Annotated in this window: 4 protein-coding genes; 3 read left to right on the top strand and 1 reads right to left on the bottom strand. The window is 73.0% G+C overall.

What is annotated here, in order from left to right; translation table 11 throughout:
* On the bottom strand, window positions 1–5,443 hold a 5,443-nt coding region (locus tag ACIBI5_RS14405), incomplete at its 3' end, for an AMP-binding protein (protein WP_397246761.1).
* A gap of 311 nt (window positions 5,444–5,754) precedes the next feature.
* Between ACIBI5_RS14405 and ACIBI5_RS14400 the strand changes: the two genes are divergently transcribed.
* Genes ACIBI5_RS14400 through ACIBI5_RS14390 form a run of 3 tightly spaced genes read left to right on the top strand, consistent with a single transcriptional unit; the run spans window position 5,755 to window position 8,556 of the window.
* Window positions 5,755–6,471: a Phenylacetic acid catabolic protein gene (locus ACIBI5_RS14400; protein WP_397246759.1), complete on the top strand. Its 717-nt coding sequence runs from the start codon at window positions 5,755–5,757 to the stop codon at window positions 6,469–6,471.
* Window positions 6,450–7,037 carry a hypothetical protein gene (locus ACIBI5_RS14395; protein WP_397246757.1) on the top strand — a complete coding sequence of 196 codons (588 nt, stop codon included), beginning with the start codon at window positions 6,450–6,452 and terminating at the stop codon, window positions 7,035–7,037. The genes ACIBI5_RS14400 and ACIBI5_RS14395 overlap by 22 nt, the downstream gene beginning before the upstream one ends.
* On the top strand, window positions 7,030–8,556 hold the full coding sequence (locus ACIBI5_RS14390; RefSeq protein WP_397246755.1) for an AMP-binding protein: 1,527 nt from the start codon (window positions 7,030–7,032) through the stop codon (window positions 8,554–8,556). Before ACIBI5_RS14395 ends, ACIBI5_RS14390 begins: the two co-directional genes overlap by 8 nt.
* The last annotated feature ends 4 nt before the right edge of the window (window positions 8,557–8,560 follow it).

Genomic DNA, 8,560 nt, shown 5'->3' with positions numbered 1-8,560 from the left:
CGAAATCGAGCGCCGACACCGCCAGAACCCGATCGTCACCGGTCACGCCGAAGCGCCGGTTGACGTCCATGACCGTGTTCAGCGCGGCCCGGTGGCAGATCTCGACCCCCTTCGGCTCACCCGTGGAACCCGACGTGAAGATCACATACGCGCTCGCCTCCGGATCCACCTCCACCGGAGCCGCCAGAGGCGGACCGGAGGGAAGATCGGTGAGGGTCAGGCGGACGCCTGCGCGGCGGAGCATCCGCTCCCCGCGCAGCTTCGGCTGGTCGGCGCCGATGGGCACGTAGAGCGCTCCGGCCGCCAGGACGCCCAGCACGGCCGCCACCTGGTCGGCGCCCTTCGGCAGGCAGACGGCCACGGCGTCGCCCGGCCGTACACCCTGCCCGGCCAAGGAGCCCGCCACCCGCAGCGCCCGATCCGACAGCTCGCCATACGACACGTCGGGCCGGATCGCGATCCGGGACGGATCGCGGCGGGCCAAATCGAAGAAGCGGGAGTGCAACGTGCCCTCGGGCAGGGAGGTGGCGGTGTCGTTGGCGCCGGCGCGGGTGACGAGCTGCTCCGACGGGGTCAGGCAGGGGACGGCGGCGTCCCAGTCCTCGGTGGACAGGCGCTCCAGCATCCCGGCGAAGGCGGCGAACATGCCGTCCAGGACGCCGGGCGGGAAGAGGTCCTCGACGGCGTCCCAGTTGACCAGCAGGTCGCCGTCGACCTCGACCACCTGATGGTCCAGCCAGACCTGCGGCGTCTGCGACACGCCCCAGAACGGCTCGGCGAACAGCGCGCCGGAGGGGGTGGCGTCCATGCCGAGCGTGCTGGTGAACACCACCGGCATCGCGGCGTCGGCCGCGCCGGTACGCCTGGCCAGCTCGCGCATCACCCACAGCGCGGAGACGTCGCTGTGCTCCAGGTCGCGCACGACCCGGCGCTGCAGGCGGCGGGCGCCGTCCAGCCAGGTACGGCCCGGCTCGTAGGCGACCAGCAGCAGCGAGGTGAAGTCGCCCAGGACGGTGTCGATGTCCGGGTGCACCTCACGGCGGTCGAACAGGGTCAGGTTGATCGTCATGTCGCGGCGGGCGCTCCAGGCGCCGAGCGCCTCGGCGAACGTGGTGGCCAGCACCGTGGACGGGGTCAGGTCGTGTTCCCTGGCGGCGTCCTTGACGGCCTGCCACCGCTCGGCGGGCACGCGGGCCTGGCGGCGGGTGAAGCGCGGGCGGCCGACGCGCTCCGGCTCTTGGGCCAGCGGGAGCCGCGGGGCGGGCGGCAGGTCGGCGACCCGCTCCGACCAGTACTCCTGTGCCCGGCGCAGCGCCCGCGGGCCCGGCTTGACCGTGAGCACGTAGTCGCGGAACGAGGGCCCGGCGGGCGGCAGCTCGGCGGCCGGGTCGTGGTAGAGCGTGTCCAGTTCGCGCAGGAGGGTCATGGTGCTGAGCGCGTCCAGGATGATGTTGTCGAAGCTGACGCCCAGCCGCGTGCGGCCCTCGCCGTAGCGTACGGCCCGCACGTCGAACAACGGCCAGCGAGTGGCGTCGATGAGCTGGTGCGACATGTCCGCGCGCAGCCCGGCGAGCGCCTCGTCGGCGTCCTCGTCCGCCTCGGTGACCGCGATGGTGAAGCGGGGCGCCTCGGGCAGTACCCGCTGGGTGCCGTCGGGCAGGAACACCGCGCGCAGCATCGCGTGCCGCTCGATGAGCCTGTTCCAGGCCGCTTCCAGCCGGGGCAGGTCGAGGTCCTCCAGGTCGTACTCGGTGTAGAAGTGGCAGCCCACGCCGCCGAGCGCGAAGTCGTCGGTGCGGCCGAGCCAGTAGGCGCGTTGCACGTCGGTGGGCGGGAAGGGCTCGTGGCGGCGCTCGGGGTCGGCGCGCAGCGCGGCCCGCTCGCCCTCCTCCTGCCCCGGCGTCAGGGTCGCGGCGAAGGCGGCGAGCTCGGGATGGTCGAACAGGTTCGACAGCCGCCCACCGGACACGCCGCCCTCGCGCAGCCGGGTGATGAGGCGGGTGGCCAGCAGGCTGTCGCCGCCCAGCGTGAAGAAGCTCTGGTCGCGGCCGACCGCGGGCAGTTCCAGCAGCTCGGCCCAGATGGCGGCGACGGCGCTCTCCACACCCGGCAGCGGCGGCTCGAACGGCTCGTCGCGCCGCGCAGGGCCGGCGAGGATACCCCGCACCACCGTCCTGTCGATCTTGCCGTTGGGGGTGAGCGGCAGGTCCCGCACGGGCACGATCCGGTCGGGGATCATGTACGGCGGAAGCCGTTCCGCCAGCCGGTCGGTCAGGTCATCGAGGTCACCTGTGCCGACGACCACGGCGGCGAGGCGGCGGTCGATCTTGGTGGCCACGGCGCGGTCGACGTGGGGGTGGGTGAGCAGGGCGGCTTCGATCTCGCCGAGTTCGATCCGGTGGCCGCGGATCTTGACCTGGTGGTCGAGCCGGCCCAGGAACTCCAGGGTGCCGTCGGGCCGGTAGCGGCCCAGGTCACCGGTCCGGTACCAGCCGCCGGTGAACTTCGCGGCCGTCGTCTCCGGGTCACCCCGATATCCCTTGGCGACCCCTGCGCCGCCGATCCACAACTCGCCCGCCACCCAGTCGGGACAGTCCCGGCCGAGCCCGTCCACCACGCGGAAACACTGGTTGGCCAGCGGCCTGCCATAGGGGACGGAGACCCAGTCGGACGGCACTTCCGCCGGGACCGCGCAGTGGTTGGACCAGATCGACGCCTCGGTCGCCCCGCCCAGGGCGATCAGCTCACAGTCCGGGGCCGCGGCGGCGAGCCGGGCGGACAGGTCGAGCGGGACCCAGTCGCCGGACACCATCGCCAGGCGCAGTGATCCCAGAACCCCCCGATCGGCGGTGAGCAGCATGTCGAGCAGGGCCGGGACGGTGTTCCACACGGTCACCCCGTGCTCGGCCACCAAAGCGGCCCAGCGGGCCGCGTCACGCCGCTCGTCCTCACCGATCATGACCAGCGAACCACCCGCCGACAGCAGGCCGAACACGTCCCACACCGACAGGTCGAAATCGAGCGCCGACACCGCCAGAACCCGATCGTCACCGGTCACGCCGAAGCGCCGGTTGACGTCCATGACCGTGTTCAGCGCGGCCCGGTGGCAGATCTCGACCCCCTTCGGCTCACCCGTGGAACCCGACGTGAAGATCACATACGCGCTCGCCTCCGGATCCACCTCCACCGGAGCCGCCAGAGGCGGACCGGAGGGAAGATCGGAGAGCAGGAGCCGGGCTCCGGCGCGGCGCAGGATCTGGTCGCGGCGCGCCTGGGGCTGGTCAACGCCTACCGGGACATACAGGGCTCCGGCCGCTAGGACGCCCAGCACGGCCGCCACCTGGTCGGCTCCCTTCGGCAGGCAGACGGCCACGGCGTCGCCCGGCCGTACACCCTGCCCGGCCAAGGAGCCCGCCACCCGCAGCGCCCGATCCGACAGCTCGCCATACGACACGTCGGGCCGGATCGCGATCCGGGACGGATCGCGGCGGGCCAAATCGAAGAAGCGGGAGTGCAACGTGCCCTCGGGCAGGGGCGTCCCGGACGTGTGGGGAGCCGGGCGGGACGGGTGGGGCGGGGGCGCGGACCAGTCCTCGGTCAGGAGCCAGTCGATCAGGCGGTCGTAGGCGGCGGCCATGCCGTCCAGGACGCCGGGCGGGAAGAGGTCCTCGACGGCGTCCCAGTTGACCAGCAGGCCGCCGTCGACCTCGACCACCTGGTGGTCCAGCCAGACCTGCGGCGTCTGCGACACCATCCAGCCCAGCGAGCCGAGGCCGCGCTGGACGTCCTCGGTGACCAGGTCGCCCATGCCCAGCGCGCTGGTGAACACCACCGGGGCGCTCACCTGGTCGTGGCGGCCGCCCCGGTTGAGGTCGCGCAGGACCTCGACGCCGGTGTAGGCCGAGTGCGCCACGTCGCGCTGGAAGCGCGCCTGCAGCGAGGCGGCGCGCTCCGCGAACGTCTGCGGCCGCGACAGGTCCACCTCCAGCAGGATGAGGTTGCTGAAGTCGGCCACCATGCGCTCGACCTCGGGGTGCGGCAGGCTCCGGTCGAACAGCGGGGCGTTGAGCACGAACCGGGGCGAGGCGCTCCACGCGCCGACGACCTCGGCCAGCGCCGCGGCCAGCGTCATCGGCAGCGTGAGGCCGTGGGCGCGGGCGCGCTCGGACAGGCGTTCCCGGTCGGCGGCGGTGATCCTGCGGTCGCGGCGGACCACCCGGACGCGTTCCAGCTTTCCGGGCTCCATGGCAAGCGGGAGGGCCGGGCCCGGCGGCAGGTCGGGCAGGCGTCCGGACCAGTAGCGGCGGTCGGCCTCGCGGTCGGCGGCGCGCTGCCGCTCCTGCCCGGCGAGGTAGTCGGGGAAGCCGTAGGTCAGCGGGGGCAGGGTGCCGCCCCGGTAGAGCGTGGCCAAGTCCTCCAGGAGGATCTGGATGCTGCGTACGTCGGCGACGAGCAGGTCGATGTTGGCGTGCAGGCGGTGGGCGCCGTCCGGCAGCAGGGAGAGCGTCAGGTCGAGCACCTCTCCGCGCTCCACCTCCAGGCGGCGGTGCGAGAGGCTTTCGCGCACCGCCAGCAGGCGCGCCTCGGGGTTCGCCTCTTCGCGCAGGTCGTGGACGGTGAGGCCGGGCCATGGGCTCCGCGGCAGGATCTGCTGGGTGGCGTCGTCGAGGAAGCGGGCGCGCAGCAGCTCGTGCCGGTCGAACAGGGCGCGGGCGGCGTGTTCCAGGGCGTCGGGGTCGAGGCCGCGGCCGTCGAACTCGGCGTAGAAGTGGCAGCCGACGCCGCCCAGCACCTGGCGGTCGCGGCGGCCGAACCAGTAGGCGTGCTGCAGGGGCGTGAGCGGGAAGGGGGCGTGCCGGTCGGGCGGCCCGGTCCGCGGGGGCGGCGGTGCGACCGGGCCGCCCGAGTTCAGGAGGGTGTGCCAGGAGGCGAGCGTCGGCGACTCCATCAGGTCGCCGAACTTGACCATGACGCCCTGGCGCTGCCAGTCGTTGGCGAGCTGCATGATCCGGATGGAGTCGGCGCCCAGGGCGATGAGATCGTCCTGCGCTCCGAGCTCCTCGGGCGCGACACCGAGCAACTCGGCCGCCGCCCGCGCGATCTCCCGCAGCCCAAGATCCGGCCGCCGCCGTGGTGTGTCAGCCCGCCGTGGTCCAGAAACGTCCTGCTCATCCCGTTCATCCGGTACGGCCAGCGAGTCCGTCGCCAGCACGGGCAGCGCGCCCCGCCGCAGCCGGTTCACCAGCTCGGCCGTCTCCCCGGCCAGCGAGCCCGGGGTGAGCGTCACCACCGTCTCGGCCACCTCGCCGCAGGCGTCCAGGACGGCGGCGCGCACCCGCGCGGCCGAGGGCCCGCGATCGCCGTCCGCCTCCACCAGCAGCACCAGCCCGCCACCGGGAACCATCTGCACGGCACGGCAGGCCAGCCCGGTCAGCTCGCTCACCGGCGTCTCCAGCTCAGGCGAGGAAAGCAGCCGATCCTGAAAAGGCAGACGCGTCGCTGTTTCCGTCATAGTCAACAACGCTGGCACGCGGCGTAAGCGCACGACAAATGCGGAACTTTCTTTGGATGCTCACTGACTAGCCGTTCAGTCATTAATTTAGCCTTACCTAACTACCCGGCCGGAAGCGCGTGTTCTGCGGAGAAAGAAATAACGTGCCCTTCCGGCACGCCGCCAAAAGTCGCCACCCCCTCTTTCGAGGTGCCCGTCCGGGCACTTGCCGCTCTCTCCCACCGCCCTTAACTTCCGTCGATATGCCCCAGATGCTGATGGACGACGTCCACGACGCCGCCGCGGCGCACGCGCTCGGCGAGGAGTACGTCACCGCGCTCGGCAAGATCATCAACAGCCACGTGCGCAACGAGGCGGCGGGCGCGGCGGTGTTCGACGAGCCCTCCATTTCGCTCGCACCCACTCCGCACGAGAAATGGCTGGCCTGCAGAATGGCGATGGAGGAATACGGACATCATTTGAAGTTCAACAAACTCGCCGCGCAGCTCCGCCTCGAAGACGACCAGGACAGGCCGCCGCTTTCCGTCTTCGACTATCAGGTGACATCGTGGACCGGATATGTGATGACCAAGGCGATCGTGGATCTGGCCGAGGTCGTGCTGATGGAAGACCTGTGCGCATGCTCGTACGTGCCGCTGCGCATGTTGTGCCGGTCGCTGATGCGGGAGGAGCGTTTCCACGTCTCCTTCGGCGCCACGAAAGCCGCGCGGCTGGCCGCCGATCCCGCCCGGCGTGAAGAGGTGCGGTACTCGGCCCATCACCTCATCCGGATGACGCTGCCCTTCTTCGGCCGCAGCGACTCCAGGAACAACGAGATCTTCCGGCGCTGGGGCATCAAGCGGCTGAGCAACGACGAGTCGCGGGCCGAGTTCGTGCGGCGGACCCGCGTGCTGCTGTGCGACGAGCTCGGCCTCGACTATCCGGAGGTGGGGACGCGGTGGAACGCCACTACGAGCTGACCGCCCCGCCGCCCGGCCTGCCCGCCGCGCTCGGGCCCGGAGGCGAGGACGTGCTCGCCCTGCTCGACGGCCTGTCCGCGGCGCCCGGCCGCGTACCGGAGGAGGTGGACGGCCTGCCGGTGCGGCAGGCCGGCCGGGTGCCCGCCGCGCTGCTCGACCGGGTGGAGCCCGGCTGGCTGGCCGCGCTGGAGGGCCGCCGGGCCCGCGCCAGATCGAGCCTGGTGGCGGCGGGCCGCGCGAGCCGGCTGGAGCTGGCCGAACACGTGGCGATGCTGGTGGCCACCCCACGCCTCGAACCCGCCGAGCCCGGCGACGGCGACGCCCTCGCTCAATCCGGCGCCATCCTCTGGCTGCTCGGCACCCTGGTCGCCACCACCCTGGCCGACGCCCCCGGCAGCACACCGCCCGCCGCCCGGCGCGCCAGCCCCGATGACCCGGCACCGACCGTCCCACGAGACGACGCGGCGCTCGCCGGGCTGGTCGCACGGGGCTGGTGGCCGGTCGGTCCCGTGGACGGCGTCTTCGTGATCGCCCCTCTCACCCTCCCGAGGACATGTCATGCGTGAGGTCCTGCCCCGGCGACGCCCCGCCCCGCCGGCCGGGGAACCGGCCGGCAACTGCGCCGCCCATCTGGCCGCCCTGGCCCGGCGCGAAGGGTGGTGGGAACTGCCCGCCTTCCACACGCCCGGCCGTTCCTACGCACACGGCGAGGTGCACACGCTGGCCGCAGGGGCCGCCTCCGTCCTGGCCGGCCACGGCGTACGGCCCGGCGACCGGGTGCTGATCGCCCTGGGCGACGGCATCGCCTGGGTGAGCGCGTTCCTGGGCGCGGCCCGGCTGGGCGCGGTGGCGGTGCCGGTCAACCCCGGCCTGACCGCCGACGACCACGCCTTCATGGCCGCCGACTGCCGGGCGCGGCTCGTGGTCGGCGACGACCACCTCGCGGGGCGGTTCGGCGGCCGTGCCGTACTGGCCGATGAGCGGTTGACGGCGCTGGCGGCGAGCGCGCCCGCCGGGCCCGTGCGGAGTGTCAGCGGCAGGGCGCCGCTGTACGCGCAGTACACCTCGGGCACGACCGGCACGCCCAAGGCGGCGCTGCACCGCCACGCCGACCTCGCCCGCTACATGCGCGCGGCCGGCACCGGCGTGACCGGGGTGACCCGCGACGACGTGACGCTGTCGATCTCGAAGATGTTCTTCGCCTACGGCCTCGGCAACGCGCTGGTCTTCCCGCTGTTCTCCGGCTCCTCGGCGGTGCTGCTGCCGCACCGGGCCGTGCCGGGCGACCTCGCCGAGGCCGTGGCCCGCCACCGCGTCACGCTCCTGTACGGCGTGCCGACCGCCTACGCCAGCCTGCTCGCCGACTGCCCGCCCGACCCCTTCTCCACGGTACGGCTGGCCGTCTCCGCCGGCGAACCCCTGCCCGCCCAGCTGGGCGAACGGGCCCGTGACCTGCTCGGCGCACCGGTCCTGGACCAGCTCGGCTCGACCGAGGCCGGGCACGCGTTCTGCTCCAACACCGCCTGGAGCGACGAACCGGGCACCATCGGCCGCCCCCTGCCGGGCTACGAGGTCGCGCTGCGCGACAAGAACGGCGCGCTGGTCACACTCGGCCGGGGCGAGATCTGGGTGCGCGGCGACGCGGTCATGATCGAGTACCTGGGGCGGCCGGAGCAGACCGCCCGCGCCCTGCGCGGCGGCTGGCTGCGCACCGGCGACCTGGCCGAGTACGTGGACGGCGGCGCGCTGAAGCATTGCGGCCGGGCCGACGACATGGAGATGGTCGGCGGCATCACCGTCTCCCCCATCGAGATCGAACGGGTGCTGGCCGAGCATCCCGCCGTCGCCGAGGTGGCCGTGGCGGTCGTGCGCGACGAGCGCGGCGCCGGGCGGCTGCGCGCCTACGTCGTGCTCGGCGTCGAGGACGGCCCAGGTGCCGCCGGCCTGGAGGACGAGCTGATCGGGCTGGCCCGCCGCCGGCTGGCCCCGTACAAGGTGCCGCGCAGCGTGGAGGTACGCCCCGCGCTGCCGCGCACCCCGACCGGCAAACTGCGCCGTTTCGCGGTGCGCGAGGGAAAGTGGTGATGGC

Origin of the sequence: Nonomuraea sp. NPDC050540 (assembly GCF_044457485.1) — a bacterium.
Taxonomy (GTDB): domain Bacteria; phylum Actinomycetota; class Actinomycetes; order Streptosporangiales; family Streptosporangiaceae; genus Nonomuraea.
The sequence above is the reverse complement of the archived record's forward strand: the minus strand, read 5'-3'. Positions and strand labels throughout refer to the sequence as shown.